The organism is Halovulum sp. GXIMD14793, from assembly GCF_054457435.1.
The window spans coordinates 24,543-46,952 of the sequence record NZ_JBTLNE010000018.1 but is presented as its reverse complement, the minus strand read 5'-3'; the positions used below and the strand labels follow the sequence as shown (position 1 = coordinate 46,952).

Here is a 22,410-nt window from a genome sequence, read left to right as displayed (position 1 = left end):
ACAAACCATCTCGACGCCTAAGCATCGGGATCAGACCGGAGAGCCGTTTTGGCAAAAGGTGAATCGCATTTAGCAGAGCTTGATCCGCTATGGTCGCAATTGCGGGCGGAAGCTGAACAGATCTCCATTGATGAGCCGCTCATGGCGTCTATGGTGCATGCTGGCGTGCTTTATCATTCTGATCTTGCCGGTGTTTTGAGTTTCCGCCTTGCGCAAAAACTTCAGTCCGAAGAGATGTCACAGCTTATCTTGCGTGAAATCCTCGACGATGCGTATACCGCTTCAGATGGCCTGGTGGCTGCTGCCCGAGCGGACATGCTGGCCACGCTCGACCGTGATCCGGCCTGCCACCGGCTGATCCAGCCACTGCTTTTTTTTAAAGGGTTTCAGGCGCTACAAGCTTATCGAATAGCGCATCATCTTTGGCAGCATGGACGTCGGGATTTGGCATCTTTTTTGCAGATGCGTTGCTCAGAGTGCTTTGGCATCGACATTCATCCCGGCGCGCGGATCGGTGTCGGTATCATGATCGACCATGCCCATTCCATTGTGATCGGAGAAACCGCGGTTGTGGGCGACAACGTATCCATGTTGCATTCAGTTACCCTTGGCGGGACCGGCAAGCAGGAGGAAGACCGCCACCCGAAGATCGGCGATGGCGTTATGATTGGTGCAGGTGCTAAAATACTCGGCAATATTCGGATCGGTGACTGCAGCCGCATCGCTGCAGGGTCTGTGGTTCTACAGCATGTGCCCCCCTGCAAGACCGTCGCCGGGGTGCCTGCCAAGATCGTGGGAGAGGCTGGTTGTGCGGAGCCGTCGCTTTCGATGGACCAGCTTCTGAACAGTTAGGACTGGGCAGAAACAACCTGGCTTTGGCCTTGAAAATCTGACCCTTATATCCCACATTCAGCCTGTCTTTGATCCCAGAAGAGGCTTGAAAATCATGTATGCTTCGCTGAGGGCGGCCAGCCTGACCGTCTGCATTACCACCGCATCCGTTTGTTCAGCACAGACTACGCCGGCTGAACTTTATCAGGAATTGCAGAATTTCTATGAAATGAGCGGCATGTCGCTCGTTGCGGACAGCACCGAGATGGACGGTGACACGCTGGTCCTGAAGGGGCTGACGTTGGATGCCAGTCAGCCTGAGGTGGAGATCAGCGTCAAGATGGGCGACTACAAGATCATGCCGATCGATGATCCGGACTTTGATCTGGAACTTGTGATGCCAGAAACAATGCCGATCTCGATCTTGTTCGATGTCGTTGGGCGGGACGATATATCGGGGTCTGTCGGCGGCGTGATAAAGATGAATGGTCGAACGCGCTTCGGTGGCACGGCCGAGCAACGGGTTATTCAGTCTGATGTAGAGAGCTTCAGCTTTAGTCTGGATACCGTTGACATTCCTGAACTGGACATACCGCCCTTCGACTTGGTCATGTCGGGTAGCAATGTGGGCGCACGCTACGAGCTGTTACCAACACAGAAATCCTATAACTATACCAGCAATATCGGTGACTTCTCGATTTCCGGTAAGATGACTGTCGAGGGAACTACCTTTGATCTGGCCCTGACAGAACGTAACATTAAATCGAATGGTTCTGGCCCGATTGTCGATAACCGCGATGCTGCAGCGGTCTTTGGAAACGATAAACTGACAGTTATCGAAGCCACCGATGAAGGGGTCGAGATGACATTGACCGGGTCCGGTGAGGTTCCGTTTTCTGTCGTGATGAAAAGCGAGTCCGGTTCTTTCGACATGGCGTTTGGACAGGGCGGAATGGACTTTTCCGGTGTTCTCAAAGCTTATAGCACGACCGTAAGCTCTGCGGCCATGCCCATCCCACCTGTAGATATGGCTGCGGATACCTATGGATTTAGATTGGCGTTTCCCTTGGTTCCATATGACGCCCCGGGTTTGACCGCGCTACGGCTGGACCTTGATGGGCTTACGGTATCGGAAAGCCTCTGGTCACTGATTGATCCGGGACAGGAAATTCCGCGCGATCCGGCCGCAGCGCGGATTGATATCACCAGCAAGTCAAATGCTCTGTACGATATCACCGATCCCGATGCAGCGATGGCTGCGCGTGGCATGCCATTCCGATTTGACGATGTGAAGCTGAACGATCTGACATTGCGTATCGGCGGTGCTGAGATCACAGGTAGCGGCGAGGCCGAGATTAATAATGACGGTCCGTTCCCCATGCCTGTTGGCGGTGCTGATTTCCGTATTGTTGGGGTCAACGGTCTGATCGAGAAACTGATTGGCATTGATCTTTTGCAGCCCGAGCAGGCGATGCCCGTGCAGATGATGATGGGCATGTTCGCAAAGCCGGGTGATGAGCCGGATGTTTTCACCAGCCGTGTGGAGATGACCGCAGATGGTTCCATCACTGCCAATGGTGTGCCCCTGCAGTAGTTCGTCTACTTGATCGTACTAAAGCCCCGCCGTCTGGCGGGGCTTTTTCGTTATACGGTTTCCTATTGATCTGAGCCGCACGTCCCGAGGTCGTCAAACTACGCCCCAATTGAGTGCATTTCCGACGCAACGGCACCGAGGGTAAAGAGAAGCGTAGTTTTGACCGGGGTGCAGAAGGTCGCGGCACTGCTTTCTAATGTCGCATGGCGAGTTGAATCCCTATCGGCGCGTGGCTTTATTTTCTAAGCCCTATATCGGGATGCAGTGGGCGTCCCAGGATACGCTCTGAATTGCCGATCACGGCCGCACTTGAGCCAAGGATCAGTGGATCCGGCGGGCGGACAACATGTGTGTCTTTGTTCGGATATGGGAGCGACCAGAGAAAGTGGCGCATACAAGCTAAGCGAGCGCGCTTCTTGTCATTGGATTTCACCACCGTCCAGGGAGCGTCGGCGGTGTCTGTGTAAAAGAACATGGCTTCCTTCGCCTCGGTATAGTCGTCCCACTTGTCAAGCGATTGCTTGTCAATCGGTGACAGTTTCCATTTCTTCAGCGGCTGAAGCTTGCGCGATTCAAACCGGCGGCGCTGCTCGTCCTGAGTTACAGAGAACCAATATTTAAACAGCAGAATGCCAGAGCGGACCAGCATACGTTCGAAGTCCGGGGTTTGGCGCATGAACTCGAGATATTCCTGCGGGTTGCAGAACCCCATGACCCTTTCGACACCGGACCGATTGTACCAGGATCGGTCAAACAGAACGATTTCACCAGCAGCCGGTAAATGCTGGATGTAACGCTGATAGTACCATTGCGAGCGTTCTCTTTCGCTGGGCTTGTCCAAGGCCACAACCTTGGCGCCACGCGGATTGAGATGCTCCATGAAACGCTTGATGGTGCCACCCTTGCCGGCGGCATCACGGCCCTCAAAAATGATGACAACTTTCTTACCCTGTGCTTTGACCCAATCCTGAAGTTTCAGAAGTTCTATCTGCAATTCGGCCTTGTGTGTTTCATAACTGCGACCATCAATCTTGGTTTTGTAGGGATATTCGCCGGTCTCAAAAACTTCGCGGATTGCTTCGGGGTCATGGCGGCGCTCAGACAGGGACATGTGCTGGTGTTCTGTCGTCGGCGATTGAGTCTCAACCTCAGCCTCCGCTTTGGTGACTGCAGTTGGCTTTTTGGCTTCAGAATTGGACGCCGACGGTAATGTTGTCACGGAGGAACTCTCTTCTTGTTTCGGGAGAGTGTGCGGCATTTTGATCTTATGTGCATTGATCCGGATCAACTGCTGAATGGCCCATTCAGGCCATGCCTCCGGCGGGGATATTTGGGGAACAATGAAGGGGAGGTGCCGTCCCCATCTTCACTGTTCTTCAAATATCCGCCCCCGGCAGGGCCGCCCCGGAGGGGGCCGCCGGCAGGCTCGGGCCGAAGGCCACTGACTGTCTTGCCGCCGCTAGGCGGCGCATTTTATCAGGCCAGCATCGTCATTGGATTGGTTATGTAGGCACCAAAGGCCTGCAGCAGCTCTGCGCCCAGTGCACCGTCGATTGCCCGGTGGTCGACAGAGAGGGTGACGGACATCATCGTGGCAACAGCGACAGCACCGTCAGCGTTTACGAGTGGTCTTTTGATACCTGCGCCGACGGCAAGGATCGAGGCGTGTGGCGGGTTTATGACGGCGTCGAAATTCTCGATGCCCATCATGCCGAGGTTGGAGACTGCTGTTGCACCGCCCTGATATTCATGTGGGGCAAGTTTGCGGTCGCGGGCGCGGGCGGCGAGGTCTTTCATCTCGGCGGAGATGGTTGACAGGGTTTTGCTGTCTGCATCGCGGATCACTGGCGTGAAGAGGCCACCTTCGATGGCGACGGCAACAGCGACATCGGAGGCGTTGAACTTAAGCAGTCGGTCGCCCGCCCAGACCACGTTGCAGTCAGGGACATCCTGCAGTGCCATGGCCATGGCCTTGATGATGAAATCGTTGACTGAGAGTTTGACGCCGCGTGTTTCCAACCCTTTGTTGAGCTGGGCGCGGAAGGCGAGCAGGTCGTCCAGGGCAAATTCGCGCCGCAGGTAGAAATGCGGGATGGTTTGTTTGGCTTCCTGCAGGCGTGCCGCGATGGTTTTGCGCATACCGTCAAGAGAAACTTCCTCGTGGGTGCGGTCTGCGTAGAGCTTCCTGACGGTTTCTGTTGTGGGGCCTGTCGGTGCGGTAGCCGGAGTGGCGGTGCTGCTGGCCGGGGCGGCACCCGGCTGGGCGTTCTCGACATCTGCCTTGACGATGCGGCCTTTGGGGCCTGAGCCTTTGATGGTGCTGAGATCGATACCCTTGTCCTTGGCGATGCGCCGGGCCAGGGGGGATGCGAAGACGCGGTCGCCTGGATTGACCGTGGGTGCAGATGGCGTCGGCGTCGGTGTTTGGGGGGCAGGGGCGGGCGCCTCGGCGCCCCCGCTGGGGGCCACCTCGTTATCTGCGGCGGCTGGGGCCGCCGGGATGGGGGTGTCGCTGATATCGTCAGCGTTTTCGCCATCTTCCAACAGCACGGCGATCAGGTCGTTGACCTTCACGCCTTCGGTGCCTTCTGCGACGAGGATCTTGCCGATCACGCCTTTGTCGACGGCTTCGAACTCCATCGTTGCCTTGTCGGTTTCAATCTCGGCGATCACGTCACCGGAGGCAACGCTGTCGCCTTCCTTGACGGTCCATTTGGTCAGTGTGCCCTCTTCCATTGTGGGCGACAGGGCGGGCATCAGGATATTGATGGGCATAGTGCGCGCTCCTTACCGGTAGGTGACGGCTTTGACCGCCTCGATGACTTCAGCAGTGGTGGTCAGCGCCAGTTTTTCGAGATTGGCTGCGTAGGGCATGGGGACATCCTTGCCGGTGCAGTTGATCACCGGAGCATCCAGATAATCAAAGGCGTCCTGCATCAGCACGGCAGAGATATGGTTGCCGATGGAACAGACAGGCCAGCCTTCTTCGACCGTGACGCAGCGATTGGTTTTCTGCACACTTTTGATCACGGTATCGGTGTCCATCGGGCGGAGGGAGCGCAGGTCGATCACCTCGGCACTGATGCCCATGCCCGCCAGTTCGTCTGCCGCTTCCAGCGTGTAGGTCATGCCGATGCCAAAGCTGACAAGGGTGACATCGGTGCCTTCGCGCCAGATCTTGGCCTTGCCGATGGGCAGGGTGTAATTCTCCACCTCTGGCACGTCGAAACTGCGGCCATAGAGGATCTCATTTTCCAGGAATATCACCGGGTTGGGGTCGCGGATTGCTGCCTTTAACAATCCCTTAGCATCCGCAGCGGAATAGGGCTGGATGACCTTCAGGCCGGGGACCTGTGCATACCATGCGGCATAATCCTGCGAATGCTGCGCGCCGACCCGTGCTGCCGCGCCGTTGGGACCCCGGAACACGATGGGGGAATTCATCTGCCCGCCGGACATATAAAGCGTCTTGGCGGCAGAGTTGATGATCTGGTCAATCGCCTGCATGGCGAAATTGAATGTCATGAACTCGACAATCGGTTTGAGGCCTGCATAGGCCGCCCCGACCCCGATCCCGGCAAAACCATGTTCGGTAATCGGGGTGTCAATGACGCGTTTCTCGCCGAACTTCTCCAAGAGGCCCTGGGAAATCTTGTATGCGCCCTGATACTCGGCAACCTCTTCGCCCATCAGGAAGACATCTTCGTCGCGGGTCATTTCCTCGGCCATGGCTTCGTTCAAAGCTTCGCGGACGGTTTTCGTCACGAAGGTGGTGCCAGCGGGCAAATCTGGGTCATCTGGGGTAGCGGCGGCGGCGACCGAGGCTGCAGCCGCCGCGGCGGGCGCGGGCGCGTTTTCAGCGGGAGCCTGAGCGGTGTTGGCTGGCGGGCTGGCAACCGGCGTGTCGGTGACCTCCTCCCCTTCCTCAACCAGCACGGCGATCGGGGTGTTGACCTTCACACCTTCGCTGCCCTCGGCGATCAGGATCTTGCCCATGATGCCTTCGTCTACGGCTTCGAATTCCATGGTGGCCTTATCGGTCTCGATCTCGGCAATCACATCGCCGGAAGAGATGTTATCCCCTTCTTTGACGTTCCATTTGGCAAGCGTGCCTTCCTCCATAGTAGGAGACAGCGCGGGCATGAGTATTTGTGTTGCCATATCAAGCACCTTCCTGTTCGGGTGTGATCATCCCGACGATATTTCCTTGTCCGTCCTCCACATAGGCACACCGGCCAATGCCTGGATAATCCTGCGGGGGGAGGGCTTCGCTGCCGCCATTGGACAGCGCCCAGTTGTAGCGTTCATCACAATCGGAAACCTCGAATGTCATGGTTCCACCACGGACGGGTGCCCCGGGCTGGGGCGCTGGTCCCATGCGGGCCATCAGACCACCTGTCAGGGGCTGAGAGCCACCGATCTGATCGCCCTGGATCAGGTGGTATTGCGCATCTTCGGCACCTTGCATCGGTGTGAACTGCCAGCCGAACAGGCCAGCGTAAAAGGCCTTGGCCTGCTCTACATCCACGGCGTGGATTTCGAAATGTGGCATATCTGGATCTCCTTACGCGTAGATGTTCGTTCAGAGTTTTTGTCTTTTGCGTCTTTGTGTACGCGGCCGGCCTTATGAGCTTTATTCCTGACACAGACCTTCGAGAGTCTTGATTGCTTCGATAACAACAAGTTGTCGATCATCTGAAATCACACCAAGACTGGTGGATGAAGTGTAATAGGTCGTTTTGTTCAATTCGCATTTTTCTTCGTCGCAGCTAATATTCTCAGGCTCATCTTTTGCCGATGCACGGATTTGATCCAAAAGCGGTCCTGAGCCGGAGGCCTGAGCAACTGTAAGGATGGTTTTTCTATCTTCCTTCGTTTTGAACCGGAAGATAAGGCCGTTCGAGGGTTCAGCATACTCTAGCGTTTGCAGATCGATATCCTTGAAGGGGACCGTCATTTGTCCTTTCAGCAACACGCCGTCGATCTCGCCCATTGCATCAAAGGTAAAAGTACATCCGTTAGGCACCAGCGTTATGCTGGTCAAGCCGTCAAGGTTGCTGCTGCTTTCGCCCTGCCAGTCAAACGCCTCTTTCAACGTAACAAGCGTTTCATCGACGGTTTGTGCGTTGAGGCCAGAGGCAACAACGCAAAGAACTGCGGCGTGTGCGAAGAGTGTTTTCATGCGCTTTTCTCCTGCGAGGCTGTGTCCATATAAATATCTGTCCAAAGTTCTGCAGGGGCCGGTTCCGGGCTTTCCTGTGCGAACTGGGCGGCGTCGTTGACCTGTGCCTTGATCTCTTTGTCGATCTGCTTGAGGTCATCTTCCGTGGCATGTTTGCCGACAAGCAGCAGGTCGCGCACGTGGTTGATTGGGTCGCGCTCGTCCCGCATTTTCTGGACTTCTTCGCGGGTCCGATATTTGGCCGGATCGGACATGGAGTGGCCGCGATAGCGGTAGGTCATCACCTCCAGGATGTAGGGGCCTTTGCCAGCCCGGCAGTGTTTCACTGCCTTTTCGCCAGCCGCTTTCACCGCCAGTACATCCATGCCGTCAACCTGTTCGCCGGGAATGCCATAGGCGATGCCGCGTTCATAAAGCGTCTTGGACTTGGTGGCGCGCTTGGTCGAGGTGCCCATGGCGTATTGGTTGTTTTCGATCACGAAAACAACGGGCAAATCCCACAGCTCGGCCATGTTATACGTCTCATACACCTGGCCCTGGTTGGCTGCGCCATCGCCGAAATAGGTAAAGCAGACATTGTCATTGCCGCGGTACTTATTGGCAAAGGCAATCCCTGCGCCAAGCGGCACATTGGCCCCGACGATGCCGTGGCCGCCATAGAACTCTTTCTCCTTCGAGAACATGTGCATCGAGCCACCCTTACCGCGAGAATACCCCCCCTCGCGGCCGGTCAGTTCGGCCATCACGCCTTTGGGGTCCATGCCGCAGGCCAGCATATGGCCGTGGTCGCGATACGTGGTGATGCGCTGATCACCCTCTTTGACGCTGGCCTCCAGCCCGACGACGACGGCCTCTTGCCCAATATAAAGGTGGCAGAACCCGCCGATTAGACCCATGCCATAAAGCTGGCCGGCCTTTTCCTCGAACCGGCGAATTTGGAGCATCTGACGGTAGAAGCGCAGCAGTTCTTCGGCGGAAAGATTCTTTTTCGAGGCGGCTTTGCGCCTTGTGCTGGTGGCCATTCTGTCCTCCTCGGCAGAGATAGTTTAATACTTAACTTATAGTATACACTATGATTTTCAGAATGGCACGCCGGAATTGAATTTAGTGATATTTGAAAGCGCTGACTTACATGCAGCCTGTGTTCAGGCGCTGTTTGGGCAGATCAGCGAATGATGATCTCGTCGCCGCGTGCCAGACCCAGAACCTTGCGGGCCTGTTCGTCCAGAAGGTCGAGGTCCAGATAATCCGTCGACAGTCGCCGCGCCTTGTTCGCAATCACGGCCCGTTCGGCGCGTAGTACGGCCAGGTCCTGCTCAAGCATTTCTTCCTGCGCTTCGACCTGAATCAGGCGGAACAGCCCATAGTTCCCCTGAATGGCCGCATAGGTGAAATAGCATATCATCGCGATAACGAAGATTGCGAAAGCGGCCCCGAAAAGGCCCGAACGTGGGGTTTGGTCTGCGTACATTTACCTGCCTCTTTCCGCTCTGTCGGCGGTTTTGAGGCAGTATGACAGAGGTGATTCGCGCTGTGAATCCCCTAATTTGCGATTTTTGCAATAAATGTTGCCTTCAGGACTCCAGCGGGATGAAACGACGTAGTTTGCCGCTGATTTCGGTGCTGATTTCTGGCGCGGTCTCGACGCGGACATCAACTGCCGGACTGACACCTATTTTGGTCAGTTCATCGCGTAGCGCAGAGCGGATGCTGTTAACCTCTGCGCCCTGATCCGGCACAATGGTCAGGTGCAGCACCTCGCGCGACCATCCCAGTTGCCAGGTCAGCACGCCGCGCCCGTAAAGCGCGCGCTGTACTTGCCAGGCCAGCACCGGCACATCGCCTGCCACACCCGGAAGGCGGATCAGATCCGCGCTGCGACCACTCACATCCTCGATCAGTGGAAAGGGCAGGGCACAGCCGCAAGGCGCGTCGGCCATCCGCAGCCGATCGGTGACCTCATACCGGATCAAAGGCAGGGTCCGGGACCACAGGACGGTGATCAGGACCCGGGCACCTTCCGCGCCGGGGCGCACAGGCTGCCCAGTTTCATCGACGCATTCGACCAATGTCATGTCATCGGCCAGATGCAGTCCGCTGCGCCGCGCACAGGTTGCGGCCAGCACGCCGCATTCGGTCATTGCGTAACCGTTATGCGGTCGGCAGCCAAAGGCGCGTTCGACCAGAAGGGCGGTTTCTGTCGACAGGACCTCGGCCGATGAGTTTATGCTCTGTAAGGACAGTGCCAGCTCGCCGCGCACCTGCGCCTCGGCCAGCAGGATCAGGGTGGAGGGGAAGCTGGACAGCGCGTCCGGTTGCAGCCTGTTCAGCTCTGCGATGATGTCGGGCAGGGGGCGGGACTGGTCGATCACAGCGATGCTATGGCCCAGGTCTTTTAGGCTATGAGCAAAGGCCCAGGACATTGGCGCCCCCGCGTTGGAGCCTTCGGCAGAGTTGACGACAGAGACCAGCCTTTTGCCGGTTGCCCTCAGCCCGCCGCGCCAATGAGCCAGCCGCGCGACGCTCGCCATCACATGCGCCCATTCGGCCTCGCTGTAGACAAAGGGCATCCGCGCGCCGGTGGAGCCAGAGGTGGCCATTGCCCGATATCGCCCAAGCAACCGGGCTTGCGGCGGCGGGGCGTCTGACAGAAACGCAAACACGCCGTCACGGGTAAGGCGGCGATCCGTGACGATCTTGTCCCAGTTGGTGCTGAGCGTTTCGCGGGTCAGAACCGGCAGCTCTGCCAACGGAGCATCTTGCAGGCCCTTGTAATACTCGGACCGGGCGCTGGCATAGGTGACCAACCGGCGGAGCGCCTGCTTCTGATAGGTTTCGATTTGGCCGCGTGGCCAGCGATTTCGACGTCGTGCAGCGATGATCTTGGGGATCATGCGCAGTTTCAGCGCCAGCGACAAAGCGTCAGCCCTGTATCACGTCGTTCAGGCGCGTTTTTTGTCTGCCATTGGCATCGAAATTCTCTGGCGACAGCCATGTTTTCAAGGCGCGGGAAATAGCAGGCCATTCGGCATCGGTGATCGAATACCAGGCGGTGTCCCGGTTGCGCCCCTTGACCACACCCGCATTGCGGAATGTGCCCTCATAGGTAAAGCCCAACAGCTCCGCAGCGTTACAGGACGGTTTGTTCAGCGCATTGCATTTCCATTCCAGACGCCGATAGCCCCAATCATCCATAGCCCGCATCATCATCAGGGCCAACGCCTCAGTAGCCGCCGTGTGGCGTTGCAGGGCGGGGGACAGGTGAATATGACCGATCTCGATCGTGCCGGGCTCTGGCGCGATGCGCAGATAGCTGGCCATGCCGATGGCGCGGCCGCCCGGGTCGAGGATAGCGAAGAACAGCGGATCAGTGCTGCCCGTTAGTCCGGCCAGCCAATCGCTGAATGCGCTAAGCTCATCGAACGGCCCATAAGGCAGATAGGTCCAGTTGCGCCCCTCGGTATCCAGCGTGAAAGCGTTGAACAGATCCTCAGCATGGGCGGCTTCCAACGGCACAAGGCGGCAGGTGCGGCCCTGCATCGGGGCCGGTTGGGCCGGCGTTGCGCCGGCCCAGTTTGGCACGGGTGCGCCAAGGGGCAGTTGGTCGCTCATTCGCGGCCCTTATAGATGTCGATCAGCTTGCCCAGCATTTCCAGCGCTTCGCCGCGTTCCCGCTGGAACGTGTTGCGCCCGATGATGGAGCCGTTGCCGCCGCCGTCGCGGATGGCGCGGGCGTCGTCATAGACGGAATTCGTGCCCTTCTTGGACCCGCCAGAGAAAACAACGATCCGGCGCCCTTCAAAGGCAGAGCGCATGACGTCAGCAACGCGGGCGGCCTGGCTGGAAATGTCGATCTTTTCGTCCTGATAGACCTTTTTCGCCTCAGCCAGGGACAGGTGATCGGTGGACAGTTTGACCTTGATGATATGCGCGCCCAAGAGGGCCGCGATCTGTGCTGCATAGGCCGAGATATCGGCGGCTGTCTCGCCATCCTTGTCCAGCGCTTCGCCGCGCGGATAGGACCAGATCACCGTCGCGATGCCTTTGGCAGCCGCTTCGCGTCGCATCTCGGCAATGTCCGAGAACATATCAAGCGCCATGGACGACCCGGGATAAACCGTGAAGCCAATCGCCGCACAGCCCAGCCGCAGGGCGTCATCGACGCTGGCAGTGATTGCTTGCGTTTTGGGGGCCTCTTTCGGGATCAGCGAGTTTGCAGAGTTTACCTTCAGGATCGTCGGCACCTGTCCGGCAAAGGTATCCGCCCCTGCTTCAATCATGCCCAATGGGGCGGCATAGGCATTCAGCCCCGCGTCAATCGCCAGCTTGTAATGGTAATGCGGATCATAGGCGGGCGGGTTCGGGGCAAAGCTGCGGGCGGGGCCGTGTTCGAACCCCTGATCGACGGGCAGGATGATCATCTTGCCGGTGCCGCCCAGCTTGCCGGTCATTAGGATGCGGTTAAGATTGGCTTTGACGCCGGGCGTCTCGCCTTCGTAATTGGCAAGGATCTTTTTGACGATCTGAGAGGATTTCATTAAGCCACCTGTCCTGTTGAAAAAGGTGGCCTTGCGATAGCGAAGCGGTGGCGTATGGTCAACTCGGCGCGATGCCGGTTCGTGTTAGAAAACCGACAATCAGCCTGTATCTTGTCCGATCTTCAGGCACATTTCTTGGCTTTTCGACCTACTGTGTGCCCATCTGTCCTTTTGCAATCTTTGCCATCCACCCCGTTGGCAGAACGCTTGAGGCGGCATAAGCGATTGAGTTCAGCGTGCCCTCCACGACGACGGGGCGACCGCGCATGGCCGCGAAATAGCCGCGTTCTGCGACTTTGCGGGGCGTGGCATGTTTGCCTTTTTTGACCATCTGCAGGTCGGTCATTTGCGCGCCCTGGAAAAACTCCGTAGATGTGGGGCCGGGGCAAAGGGTGGTGACAGTGATGTTCTGATCCGCCACTTCGGCCCGCAGCGCGTTAGAGAAATGCAGGACGTAAGCCTTGGTCGCACCGTAAACCGCCATATCCGGGCAGGTCAGGGTGGCCGCGACAGAGGCGACATTCAGGATACGCCCACCCTCCTGGTCGGCCATGTGCTGGACGCCCAACTGACACAGACGGGTCAGGGCGATGACGTTGACCTCAATCGACAGCCGTTCGCGGTCCCAGTCGGATTGGGCAAGCGGGGCGTAGCTGCCCAGACCGGCATTGTTGATCAGGAAGTTGATCTTGCGGTCCTGGCTGGCCTTGGACCACAGTCGGTCGACATCCGCCGGTTTCGACAGGTCGGCCGGTATCACTTCGACCGTGCCGCCTTTTGCGCGCAGGCTTTCGGCCAATGCCTCCAGCTTGTCGGTGGAGCGGGCGGTCAGGATGACCTTGCGGCCCCGTTCGACGACCAGTTCGGCCATGGCCGCCCCAATGCCGCTTGATGCCCCTGTAATCAGAACCCATCCGCCGGTTGCCATGGTCGAATCCTCCGTTTCAGCCCCTTTCTATGCTATGTAAAGGACAGGGGCGTTCGAGCAAGAGGTTTCAGGTCTGTAGTGCAGCGACACCGGGCAGGGTCTTGCCCTCCAGCCATTCCAGAAACGCACCGCCAGCGGTCGAGATATAGGAAAAGTCTTCGGCCGCGCCCGAACCGTTAAGAGCCGCAACCGTGTCCCCACCGCCCGCCACGCTTAGCAATTTGCCATCACGGGTCAGGGCGGCCGCTGCCAGGGCTGCAGCATTCGTCGCCGCATCGAAGGGTTTGATCTCAAACGCCCCGAGGGGACCATTCCAGACCAGGGTGCGCGATGCTTCAAAGGCCGCGACAATCCGCTCAACCGATTTTGGCCCGGCATCGAGGATTATCTTATCTGCCGGGCAGGCATCGGTCGCGACGATTTCCGAGGGTGCACCGGCCTCAAACTTATCGGCCACAACGACATCCACGGGCAGGATCAATTCGCAATGCGCGGCTTTCGCATCCGCGGCGATCTGACGGGCCGTGTCCAGCAGGTCATGCTCGCAAAGGGATGTGCCGATTTCGACGCCATCCGCGGCCAGAAACGTATTGGCCATGCCGCCACCGATCACGATGCGGTCAACCCGGTCGATCAGATTGCCCAGAAGGTCCAGCTTGGTCGAAACCTTGGCCCCGCCGACCACTGCGATCACCGGGCGCTCCGGGTTGGCCAGTGCTTTTTGCAGGGCCTCCAACTCCGCCTGCATCAGGCGTCCGGCACAGGACGGCAACAGATGGGCGATGCCTTCGGTCGAGGCATGGGCGCGATGCGCGGCGGAAAAGGCGTCATTGCAATAGATATCGCCAAGCGCCGCCAGAGCCTTGACAAAGCCCGGATCGTTGGCTTCCTCTCCGGGATGAAAACGGGTGTTTTCCAGCAGAACGACCTGACCCGACGTGGCGGCCTCAATCGCGGCCTCGGCCACCTCGCCGATACAATCATCGGCAAAAACTACCTCCGCCGCCAGCGCATGCGCCAAGGCAGAGCGGGTGACCTCAAGGCTCATATCCGGCACCACCTTGCCCTTGGGGCGTCCGAAATGCGCCAGCAGCACCGGCTTGCCGCCCGCCGCCAGGATAGAGCGCACGGTGGGCACGATCCGGTCGATCCGGGTGGTATCGGTAACCTCACCCTCCTTGATCGGCACATTGATATCGACCCGGGTCAGGACGGTCTTGCCATCCAGTTCCATGTCATCCAGCGTTTTGAACCCCATATGCCCCTCCTATCGCCAGAACCGTATCCAGTCGGTAATGCGAACCAGTTGCTTGCCCAGAAACGTTACCGCCTGAGCGTCCCAATAGTAATAATCCAGCGCTGCCAGACCACCGACCAGGGCCACGACGACAAGGGCGGTGATCAGGCGCATGACCGGTTAAAGCAGCTCTTTGACCTTGGCGGCAACGGCCTCGGCGGTGATGCCAAAATGCTGGTACAGGTCGTTTATCGGGGCCGAGGCACCAAAGCTGTCCATACCGACAAACCCGGCCTTGTGATCGCGTCCCCGCTCGCCCAGCAGCCAGCGATCCCAGCCTTGCCGGATGCCCGCTTCAACCGCGACCCGCACCGGGCCACGCGGCAGAACGCGCATGCGGTAGGCCTCGGGCTGTTCTGCAAACAACTCCATCGACGGTACAGAGACAACGCGCGTGCCGATCCCTTGCTTTTGCAGCAGATCGCGCGCGGCCATGGCGATTTCCACCTCGGACCCGGTGGCCAGCAGCACCGCCTGACGCTTTCCATCGGCCTCTGCCAGGATATAGGCACCGCGTTCCGACAGGTTCTGCGGCTTGTATTCGGTCCGCAAGGTCGGCAATCCTTGACGGGTCAGGGCCAGAACACTTGGCCTGTCAGGCGAACGGATCGCCAGTTCCCAGGCCTCGGCGGTTTCCACCGTATCGGCGGGGCGGAAGACCTGGAGGTTCGGAATGGCGCGAAGCGCGGCCAGATGCTCCACCGGTTGGTGGGTCGGGCCATCTTCGCCCAGACCAATGCTGTCATGGGTCATAACATAGATGGCGCGCACGCCCATCAGGGCAGACAGACGCATGGCCGGTCGCGCGTAGTCGGTAAAGACCATGAAGGTCCCACCATAAGGCAACACACCGCCATGCAGGGCCATGCCGTTCATTGCAGCGGCCATGCCATGTTCGCGGATGCCGTAGTATACATAGCGACCCTTGCGCGAACCGGTGTCGAACACACCCAGCCCATCGGTCAGCGTGTTGTTCGACCCGGTCAGATCAGCGGAACCGCCAATCGTCGTGGGCAGGACCTTGTTCACTACCTCAAGCACCATTTCCGAGGATTTGCGTGTGGCAACCTTGGGGGCATCTTCCGCGATCTGCTTGCGGAAGCTGCGCAGGGCAGTGCGCAGCTTGTTTGGCACCTCGCCTGAGATAGCTTGTTCAAAGGCCTTGCTTTTGCGGTCCGAGGCTTCCGAAAGCCGTGCCATCCAGTCCGCGCGGTCTGCAGAGCCTTTGCTGCCGATCTTTTCCCATTCGGTTTTCAGCTTGGCAGGGATGTCAAACGCGCCGTGCTCCCAGCCATAAGCCTTGCGCACGGCAGCGATTTCCTCATCCCCCAGCGGCGCACCATGGGCCTTGGGGCTGTCCTGTTTGGTCGGTGCGCCATAGCCGATATGGGTGCGGCAGGAAATCAGCGTGGGCCGGGTCGAGGTTTTTGCCTCGGCCAATGCGGCATCAATTGCCTCTGGGTCGTGGCCGTCAATGTCGATGGTTTTCCAGCCCGAGGCCTTGAAACGCTTGATCTGATCTGTGGCGTCGGAAATCTCAACAGTGCCGTCGATGGTGATGTTGTTGTTATCCCACAGCACGATCAGCTTTTTCAGCTTTTGTCGCCCGGCAAAGGAAATCGCCTCCTGGCTGATGCCCTCCATCAGGCAGCCGTCCCCGGCGATCACATAGGTATAGTGATCGACCAGCGGCTTGCCGAAACGTGCCGCCATGGAGGTTTCAGCCATAGCCATGCCAACCGCAGTGGCCAGCCCCTGACCCAGCGGGCCGGTTGTCGTCTCGATCCCCGGGGCATGGCCATATTCCGGGTGACCTGCGGTGATTGAGCCAAGCTGGCGGAAGTTTTTTAACTGATCCAGCGTCATTTCCGGATAGCCGGTAAGGTGCAGTAGCCCATAAAGCAGCATAGAGCCATGTCCAGCGGACAGCACGAACCGGTCGCGATCCGGCCAATCCGGGGCGCTTGCGTCGAATTTCAGGTGCTTCTCAAACAGAACCGTTGCCACATCCGCCATCCCCATTGGCATTCCGGGGTGGCCGGATTTTGCTGCCTGCACGGCATCCATGGCCAGCACGCGCAGGGCGGCGGCACGTTGCCAGTGGTCGGGGTGCTGGGTACGAAGCTCATCAATTTTCACGGGGCAGGATCCTTTGAAATCGGCGCGGGGCGGGCCCGCTGGCTAGGTCACCGGCACTGATACGCATCAACAGGCAGGGGTCAAGGCGCTTGGGCGGGCAAAACGCGCCACTGACCGCGATTTTTGGCGAAGAAACGGTGCAATTCATGCCTGTGTCAGTTTTGCGTTGATCTTCTGCGGTGGATACGGTTTTCTGGCGCTGAAAGGGTCAGATATGAGCGAATTGAGTGCTTTAGAGGAAAGACTTGAGGCCGCACTAGCGGCCATCCAGACAGCATTAGCAAAGAAAAGCTCTGCCAGTGGCGCTGAGGACCCGAAAACCGCGGCTCTGAGCGCAGAAAATGCGAAGCTGAGCAAAGACCTTAACGCGCTGCAAGCCAAGCGGGATCAGGATATGGCCGATCTGGATGCCCTGTTGCGCCAGCTTGAGCCGCTGATCGAGGAAGTAAACTGATGCCCAGCGTTACGTTAAAGGTCGGCGGTCGCAATTTTGATGTCATGTGCGATGCCGGACAAGAGGCGCATCTGGAACGCGCGGCGCAAATTCTGGATGTAGAGGCATCGAAGCTGGCCGATAACCGTCTGCCGGAATCGCGTCTGTTGCTGCTGACCGGTCTTATGCTGGCTGACAAACTGACCGAGGCCGAGCAAAGCGCGCGGTTGCGCGATCAGCGCATCGAAAAGCTTGAAGCACAACTGGCTGAAGGCGAGGCGGTGTCCGTCGATGATGGCGCATTAAAAACCGCGCAGGAGGATGCCCGCGCGGCGCATGATTTGTTGGAACGGGTGACCAGCGTGCTGGAAGAGATCGCCAAACGCGCGAGCGCTCAGGCAGGCTGATTGGCCTCGCGGATTTTGGCCGCGGCGTCCTTGTCAAAAGCGACGCCCTTGATGTCCAGCATTTCGTCCAATTCGCCGGACAAGGTCATCTCAACCACGATATCGCAGCCGCCGACGAATTCGCCTTTGACATAAAGCTGCGGGATGGTGGGCCAGTCAGAAAATGATTTGATGCCGTTGCGCATCTCTTCATCCGCCAGCACGTTCACGTCTTTATAGGGCACGCCCATATAGTTCAGGATGCCTGCAACCTTGGCGGAGAACCCGCATTGCGGCATCGCAGATGTGCCCTTCATGAAAAGGACCACGTCATTGGCGTCGATATCGGCCTGAATGGCCTGCTGCGTGTCTGTGCTCATATCTGAATATCCGTGTTTCGATCTGATCCCGCATATGGTATGATTGCATGCCAGGTCAATCTTCGTCGACCTGGCCCTTTTTGACCACCGGCCCATCCTCGCTATCACCGATGATGATCTCGTTCTCTTTGGTCCTTGGGGTGGTGCGGTTCTGTGTGCGCTTCAAAAGATAAAGGGCGACGATCACCGCACATATGCCAAAAACAAGGGAAAGTACCCAGTAATTCATGGTTCCACCGCCTTGGTTGTCAGTGCCAGAGCATGCAATTCGCCCGCCGATCCGTCCATTTTACCTTTCAGAGCGACATAGACCATCTGATGCTGCTTCACCCGGGTCAGTCCGGCGAACTCCGTCGCCTCGACCGTGGCGGCATAGTGGTTGCCGTCGCCAGCAAGATCCGTGATCTCAACCCGGGCGGTTGGAAATGCATCGCGGATCAGTTTTTCGATTTCGGCGGCCTGCATCGCCATGGTCAGCTTCCTTTTCCTTGTTTTCTAAAGGTATGGCAGCGGGGGAGGTTCTTCAAGTGGACATAGCACTTGACCCTATAGCGTCTCGCGAAATACCTGAGGCATCACGTATCATCTAACGCGTTGAAATCTCTGATTTCAGGCAGCGTTAGATGATTCAGGTTTTTCGCATGACGCTCTAACGCTTCGTAAGGCTCGATGAAGGAACCATGACGAAACGAATCGAGGCATATTCCGTCGGTGATCTGGCCAAGGCCGCCGGTGTTACGGTGCGCACGCTGCATCACTACGATGCCATCGGCTTGCTGAAACCGGCAGGTACAGCCCTGAATGGTTATCGCGTTTACCGGGCGGAGGAGGCGTTGCGGCTGCAGGAAATCCTGCTTTACTGCCAGATTGGCCTGCCTTTGTCCAAAATCTGATCTTTGCTTGAAGGGGATGACAGGCTGTTGCGGCTGGCGGCGCATCGCGTCCTGGTCGCGGCAGAGGGCGTCAGAGGCTGCAGCGCGTAGTTGGTGTGCAATATGAAGGTCTATGCGGGCAGGCTGGAGGCTTAAAGCGTTTCGAGTTTACCTTGAGACATCACATAAAATCGAAACGCGTACACCATATAGGCTTATCACTGCGTTTCAGGATAATCTTTTGTCTCAGGTTTATCCCGAAACGCTTTAGGTAAACAGCTTCGGCAGTGCGTCCGCATGGGTTTGGCGAAGGGTTTTCAGAGATACGGACTGGGCGCTACTGCCCAGGACGATCTCCGTGCCTTCGAACCGCCCGGCAGAGGTCGCGGCGACGTTGCGTTGCTCACATAGGCTTAGAACCTCCGCCGCCTTGCCCGCAGCGCAGGCCAGCAGGTAGCGGCCCTGATCTTCGCCAAACAAGGTGCCGATATCCTCAGCCCCGATGACAACGCCGGTATCGCCGGCCAACGCCATCTCGGCAGCGGCGACGGCCAGACCGCCATCGTTGATGTCATGTGCCGCTCGGATCAGACCGGCATCGCGCAGGGCCAACACGGCCTCACCGTTGCGGCGTTCTGCGTCCAGATCGACGGGCGGCGCATCGCCCTCGGCCCGGCCATGGCACTCCGCCAGATAGGCGGACTGGCCAAGGTGGCGGGCCGTTTTGCCGATCATAATCAGAACATCGCCCTGCTCCGGGGCGGTGCGTAGCACCTGCGAGATATCCGACAGCAGGCCAACCGCGCCGATGGTTGGCGTCGGCAGGATCGCGGCACCATCGGTTTCATTGTAAAGGCTGACATTTCCCGAAACGATGGGCATATCCAGCGCGGAACAGGCCGCGCCAATGCCGTTGATGCAGCCCACAAACTGGCCCATGATCTCGGGCTTTTCGGGATTGCCAAAATTCAGATTGTCGGTAGTCGCCAAGGGTTTGGCCCCGGTGGCGATCAGGTTGCGATAGGCTTCCGCGACGGCTTGCTTGCCACCCTCGACCGGGTTGGCCTTGCAGTAGCGCGGGGTGACATCCGCGGTAAAGGCCAGCGCCTTTTGGGTGCCATGCACCCGCACGACACCGGCATCCGCACCGGGCAGAACCACGGTATCAGCACCAACGGTCATGTCATATTGCTGGTACACCCATGCGCGCGATCCATAGTTGGGGCTGCCCATGATGGTCAGCAATGCCTCTGCCGCGCTTACATGATTGATCGGGCCAAGCGGATCGGCGGCGGGTGTCGGTTCCCAGGGCCGGTCATATTCCGGGGCGGTGCCGGACAAGGCTTTCAGCGGCAGGTCGGCTTTGATCGCGCCGTTATGCATGATCAGAAAACGGTCCTCTGCGATGGTCTCGCCGACAATGGCGAAATCCAGATCCCACTTGTCGAACACCGCCTTCGCCTCGGCCTCTTTTTCCGGGCGCAGGACCATCAGCATGCGTTCCTGGCTTTCGGACAGCATCATTTCATAGGCGGTCATGTTCTCTTCGCGGACGGGAACGTTTTCCAGATCCAGCCGCACGCCCAGATTGCCCTTGTCGCCCATTTCCACAGCCGAACAGGTCAGGCCCGCAGCCCCCATATCCTGGATGGAGATAACAGCACCCGTAGCCATCAACTCCAACGTGGCCTCCATCAGGCGCTTTTCGGTGAAAGGATCGCCAACCTGAACGGTGGGGCGCTTTTCTTCAATCGTGTCGTCAAACTCGGCCGAGGCCATGGTCGCCCCGCCAACGCCGTCGCGCCCGGTTTTTGCGCCCAGATAAACCACCGGCATGCCGACGCCCGAGGCGGCGGAATAGAAAATCTTGTCGGCATCCGCCAAGCCTGCTGCAAAGGCATTGACCAGACAATTGCCGTTATAGGCGGGATCAAAGCGCAGCTCGCCCCCGACGGTGGGCACGCCGAAGCAGTTGCCATATCCGCCAATCCCCTCGACCACGCCAGCCAGCAGGCGACGGGTCTTTGGGTGACCCACCGCGCCAAAGCTAAGGGCATTCATCGCGGCAATCGGGCGCGCGCCCATGGTGAACACATCGCGCAGAATGCCGCCCACACCGGTGGCTGCCCCCTGATAAGGTTCGATATAGGAGGGGTGGTTGTGGCTCTCCATCTTGAACACCACCGCCTGACCATCGCCAATATCGACGACACCAGCATTCTCGCCCGGGCCGCAAATCACTTGCGGGCCTTCGGTCGGCAAGGTGCGCAGCCATTTCTTGGACGACTTATAAGAGCAATGCTCGTTCCACATCGCCGAGAAAATGCCGAGTTCGGTGAAGCTCGGCTTCCGGTTCAAAAGGCGGATGATCTGGGCGTATTCGTCGGGGCTGAGGCCATGGGCGGCAATCAGGTCATCCGTAATGTCGGGGGTGATCTCGGGGTTCATGCCGCCCTCATCGCTGTCAGGTTGCGACCTGTTAGCGCGGCGCGCCCGGCGAATGCAAGCGACAGTTATCGCTGGTCCGACTTACACGCCTGCGGGTGCCAGCGGTGCCTGCGCTGATCTTCCGGGCGGGCCGGGGTATCGCGCCCGGTGGGCTTAACCCGTGTGGCCGTGAACATGACGTCTGACAGAATACCTAACATGTCTGGTCCTTTCTGGTAGGGCGGTTGCTGCGCCGTTGTGGTGGGGCCGGGCGAAAGGCCGCCTGACGCTCTTTTTCCAGCGCATCAAAGCGTGAGGCGGTGCGCAGGGCGCAAAAGAAAAGGTGTAGCATGGCTTTTAACTTTGCTGTTTGATATGCCTCAATATGCCTGTATGGTTGAGAAAATCGAGCAAACTAAATTTTCAAAATATTAGCTGAGGTAACATATGAATTGGAGTCAAATGCCCCCGCTGGCCGCGTTGCGCGCCTTTGAGGCAGCGGCCCGTTTACAAAGTTTCTCAGCCGCCGCACGGGAACTGAATGTGACGCCGGCCGCGGTCAGCCAGCAGGTGCGCGGGCTGGAGCGTGATCTTACGACCCGACTGGTGGAGCGTCAGGGCAGGGGCGTGCGCGTGCTGCCGGACGGGTTAGAACTGGCCGCCACGCTCAGCCGCAGCTTTGATGCCATTGCGGATGCCGTGACCACCATGACCCATCGCAGGGCCGTGCGACCATTGCAGGTGACCATGACGCCGAATTTTGCAACTCATTGGTTCATGCCGCGTTTTGGCAGTTATCTGGCGCAAAGCCCCGATGCTGATATCGTGCTGAACCCGACCGGGGCGTTGGTCAGTCTTGAGGATGGGGCGTGCGATATTGCAATCCGTTACGGTGCAGGCAACTGGCCGGGGCTTGAGGCTGAAATGCTTTTACCCGCCGAGCATGTGATTGTCGGCGCCCCTTTGCTGGTGGGGGACCCGCCGCCCGAGGATGCTGCCGCGCTGGCCCGGTATCGCTGGCTTGAAGAAGAAGGCTCGGACGAGGTCAGCAGATGGCTTGCCACGCTGGGTGTGGACAAGACAGCGCGGGGCGCGGTGACAGCGATGCCCGGAAATCTGATTCTGCCAGCGCTGTTGGATGGCTATGGCATTGCTGCGGTGACAACGGAGTTTATTCGCCCACATCTTGACAGCCGAGCCCTGGTCATTTTGCGGAGCAGCGAAGAAATGGGTCAGGGATACTACCTTGTTACCAGGCCAGGACCGCAGCGTTCCGCGGCCAAAGACTTCATCCGCTGGCTAAAACGCGAAAAAAAGGCCGAGCGGATGCTCGGCCTAAGTCCAACAGGGAGGTGAAAGCGCATCAGCGCCTTCGAGACTGAAAATAGGTAATGGTTGCTGTC

General features: G+C 58.5%; 25 protein-coding genes. 6 read left to right on the top strand and 19 right to left on the bottom strand.

Going from position 1 to position 22,410, the window contains the following annotated elements; all coding sequences use genetic code 11:
- The first annotated feature begins 48 nt into the window (after positions 1-48).
- The gene (cysE, locus tag ACW9UQ_RS06925) at positions 49-852 is read left to right on the top strand and encodes a serine O-acetyltransferase (protein ID WP_458930276.1); all 804 of its coding nucleotides are present in this window, start codon (positions 49-51) and stop codon (positions 850-852) included.
- Positions 853-946: 94 nt separating this feature from the next.
- Positions 947-2,425, top strand: coding sequence for a DUF2125 domain-containing protein (locus tag ACW9UQ_RS06920; RefSeq protein ID WP_458930275.1), 1,479 nt, complete (start codon positions 947-949; stop codon positions 2,423-2,425).
- 235 nt (positions 2,426-2,660) lie between these two features.
- Here ACW9UQ_RS06920 and ppk2 read toward each other — a convergent pair whose 3' ends face one another.
- The 14 genes from ppk2 to tkt form a co-directional block, all read right to left on the bottom strand.
- Entirely contained in the window at positions 2,661-3,536 is an 876-nt protein-coding gene (gene ppk2, locus ACW9UQ_RS06915; protein WP_458930293.1) for a polyphosphate kinase 2, read from the bottom strand.
- Positions 3,537-3,901: 365 nt separating this feature from the next.
- On the bottom strand, positions 3,902-5,200 hold the full coding sequence (locus ACW9UQ_RS06910) for a pyruvate dehydrogenase complex dihydrolipoamide acetyltransferase (protein ID WP_458930274.1): 1,299 nt from the start codon (positions 5,198-5,200) through the stop codon (positions 3,902-3,904).
- Between the two features lie 12 nt (positions 5,201-5,212).
- Positions 5,213-6,586 carry a pyruvate dehydrogenase complex E1 component subunit beta gene (locus tag ACW9UQ_RS06905; RefSeq protein WP_458930273.1) on the bottom strand — a complete coding sequence of 458 codons (1,374 nt, stop codon included), beginning with the start codon at positions 6,584-6,586 and terminating at the stop codon, positions 5,213-5,215.
- Position 6,587: 1 nt separating this feature from the next.
- Positions 6,588-6,977: a VOC family protein gene (locus tag ACW9UQ_RS06900; protein WP_458930272.1), complete on the bottom strand. Its 390-nt coding sequence runs from the start codon at positions 6,975-6,977 to the stop codon at positions 6,588-6,590.
- 81 nt (positions 6,978-7,058) lie between these two features.
- Entirely contained in the window at positions 7,059-7,607 is a 549-nt protein-coding gene (locus ACW9UQ_RS06895) for a hypothetical protein (protein WP_458930271.1), read from the bottom strand.
- Positions 7,604-8,629 (bottom strand): pyruvate dehydrogenase (acetyl-transferring) E1 component subunit alpha, encoded by a 1,026-nt coding sequence (pdhA, locus tag ACW9UQ_RS06890; protein WP_458930270.1) that lies wholly within the window; start codon positions 8,627-8,629, stop codon positions 7,604-7,606. The genes ACW9UQ_RS06895 and pdhA overlap by 4 nt, the downstream gene beginning before the upstream one ends.
- Positions 8,630-8,772: 143 nt before the next feature.
- A complete protein-coding gene (locus ACW9UQ_RS06885) occupies positions 8,773-9,078 on the bottom strand; it encodes an FtsB family cell division protein (RefSeq protein WP_458930269.1) in 306 nt (101 codons plus the stop codon).
- 103 nt (positions 9,079-9,181) lie between these two features.
- Complete coding sequence (locus ACW9UQ_RS06880; RefSeq protein WP_458930268.1) at positions 9,182-10,525, bottom strand: phenylacetate--CoA ligase family protein; 1,344 nt, start codon at positions 10,523-10,525, stop codon at positions 9,182-9,184.
- A gap of 4 nt (positions 10,526-10,529) precedes the next feature.
- A complete protein-coding gene (locus ACW9UQ_RS06875; protein WP_458930267.1) occupies positions 10,530-11,219 on the bottom strand; it encodes a GNAT family N-acetyltransferase in 690 nt (229 codons plus the stop codon).
- Positions 11,216-12,145 carry a class I fructose-bisphosphate aldolase gene (locus ACW9UQ_RS06870; protein WP_458930266.1) on the bottom strand — a complete coding sequence of 310 codons (930 nt, stop codon included), beginning with the start codon at positions 12,143-12,145 and terminating at the stop codon, positions 11,216-11,218. The genes ACW9UQ_RS06875 and ACW9UQ_RS06870 overlap by 4 nt, the downstream gene beginning before the upstream one ends.
- Positions 12,146-12,293: 148 nt before the next feature.
- Positions 12,294-13,073, bottom strand: a complete 780-nt coding sequence (locus tag ACW9UQ_RS06865; RefSeq protein ID WP_458930265.1) for an SDR family NAD(P)-dependent oxidoreductase — start codon at positions 13,071-13,073, stop codon at positions 12,294-12,296.
- Between the two features lie 67 nt (positions 13,074-13,140).
- The gene (locus ACW9UQ_RS06860; protein ID WP_458930264.1) at positions 13,141-14,331 is read right to left on the bottom strand and encodes a phosphoglycerate kinase; all 1,191 of its coding nucleotides are present in this window, start codon (positions 14,329-14,331) and stop codon (positions 13,141-13,143) included.
- A gap of 9 nt (positions 14,332-14,340) precedes the next feature.
- Positions 14,341-14,484, bottom strand: coding sequence for a glyceraldehyde-3-phosphate dehydrogenase (locus tag ACW9UQ_RS06855; protein WP_458930263.1), 144 nt, complete (start codon positions 14,482-14,484; stop codon positions 14,341-14,343).
- Positions 14,485-14,490: 6 nt separating this feature from the next.
- Positions 14,491-16,509, bottom strand: a complete 2,019-nt coding sequence (tkt, locus tag ACW9UQ_RS06850) for a transketolase (protein WP_458930262.1) — start codon at positions 16,507-16,509, stop codon at positions 14,491-14,493.
- A gap of 214 nt (positions 16,510-16,723) precedes the next feature.
- On the opposite strand from tkt, the gene ACW9UQ_RS06845 reads away from it, so the two are divergent.
- Together ACW9UQ_RS06845 and ACW9UQ_RS06840 are read left to right on the top strand one after the other, a co-directional pair.
- The gene (locus ACW9UQ_RS06845) at positions 16,724-16,963 is read left to right on the top strand and encodes a hypothetical protein (protein WP_458930261.1); all 240 of its coding nucleotides are present in this window, start codon (positions 16,724-16,726) and stop codon (positions 16,961-16,963) included.
- A complete protein-coding gene (locus ACW9UQ_RS06840) occupies positions 16,963-17,349 on the top strand; it encodes a cell division protein ZapA (protein WP_458930260.1) in 387 nt (128 codons plus the stop codon). The genes ACW9UQ_RS06845 and ACW9UQ_RS06840 overlap by 1 nt, the downstream gene beginning before the upstream one ends.
- On the opposite strand, the gene grxD is transcribed toward ACW9UQ_RS06840, so the two are convergent.
- From grxD to ACW9UQ_RS06825, 3 genes are read right to left on the bottom strand one after another with little or no spacing between them, the layout of a single operon-like run.
- Positions 17,337-17,708 carry a Grx4 family monothiol glutaredoxin gene (gene grxD, locus ACW9UQ_RS06835; protein ID WP_458930259.1) on the bottom strand — a complete coding sequence of 124 codons (372 nt, stop codon included), beginning with the start codon at positions 17,706-17,708 and terminating at the stop codon, positions 17,337-17,339. The two genes, ACW9UQ_RS06840 and grxD, sit on opposite strands and share 13 nt — an antisense overlap.
- Positions 17,709-17,763: 55 nt before the next feature.
- Complete coding sequence (locus tag ACW9UQ_RS06830) at positions 17,764-17,937, bottom strand: hypothetical protein (protein ID WP_458930258.1); 174 nt, start codon at positions 17,935-17,937, stop codon at positions 17,764-17,766.
- Positions 17,934-18,179, bottom strand: a complete 246-nt coding sequence (locus ACW9UQ_RS06825) for a BolA/IbaG family iron-sulfur metabolism protein (protein WP_458930257.1) — start codon at positions 18,177-18,179, stop codon at positions 17,934-17,936. Before ACW9UQ_RS06825 ends, ACW9UQ_RS06830 begins: the two co-directional genes overlap by 4 nt.
- Positions 18,180-18,388: 209 nt before the next feature.
- On the opposite strand from ACW9UQ_RS06825, the gene ACW9UQ_RS06820 reads away from it, so the two are divergent.
- Entirely contained in the window at positions 18,389-18,601 is a 213-nt protein-coding gene (locus ACW9UQ_RS06820) for a MerR family transcriptional regulator (protein ID WP_458930256.1), read from the top strand.
- Between the two features lie 246 nt (positions 18,602-18,847).
- Here ACW9UQ_RS06820 and purL read toward each other — a convergent pair whose 3' ends face one another.
- Positions 18,848-21,028, bottom strand: a complete 2,181-nt coding sequence (purL, locus tag ACW9UQ_RS06815; protein ID WP_458930255.1) for a phosphoribosylformylglycinamidine synthase subunit PurL — start codon at positions 21,026-21,028, stop codon at positions 18,848-18,850.
- A gap of 65 nt (positions 21,029-21,093) precedes the next feature.
- Positions 21,094-21,228: a hypothetical protein gene (locus ACW9UQ_RS06810; RefSeq protein WP_458930254.1), complete on the bottom strand. Its 135-nt coding sequence runs from the start codon at positions 21,226-21,228 to the stop codon at positions 21,094-21,096.
- A gap of 226 nt (positions 21,229-21,454) precedes the next feature.
- Here ACW9UQ_RS06810 and ACW9UQ_RS06805 point away from each other — a divergent pair, with 226 nt between their 5' ends.
- Entirely contained in the window at positions 21,455-22,363 is a 909-nt protein-coding gene (locus ACW9UQ_RS06805; protein ID WP_458930253.1) for a LysR family transcriptional regulator, read from the top strand.
- Positions 22,364-22,410 lie beyond the last annotated feature (47 nt).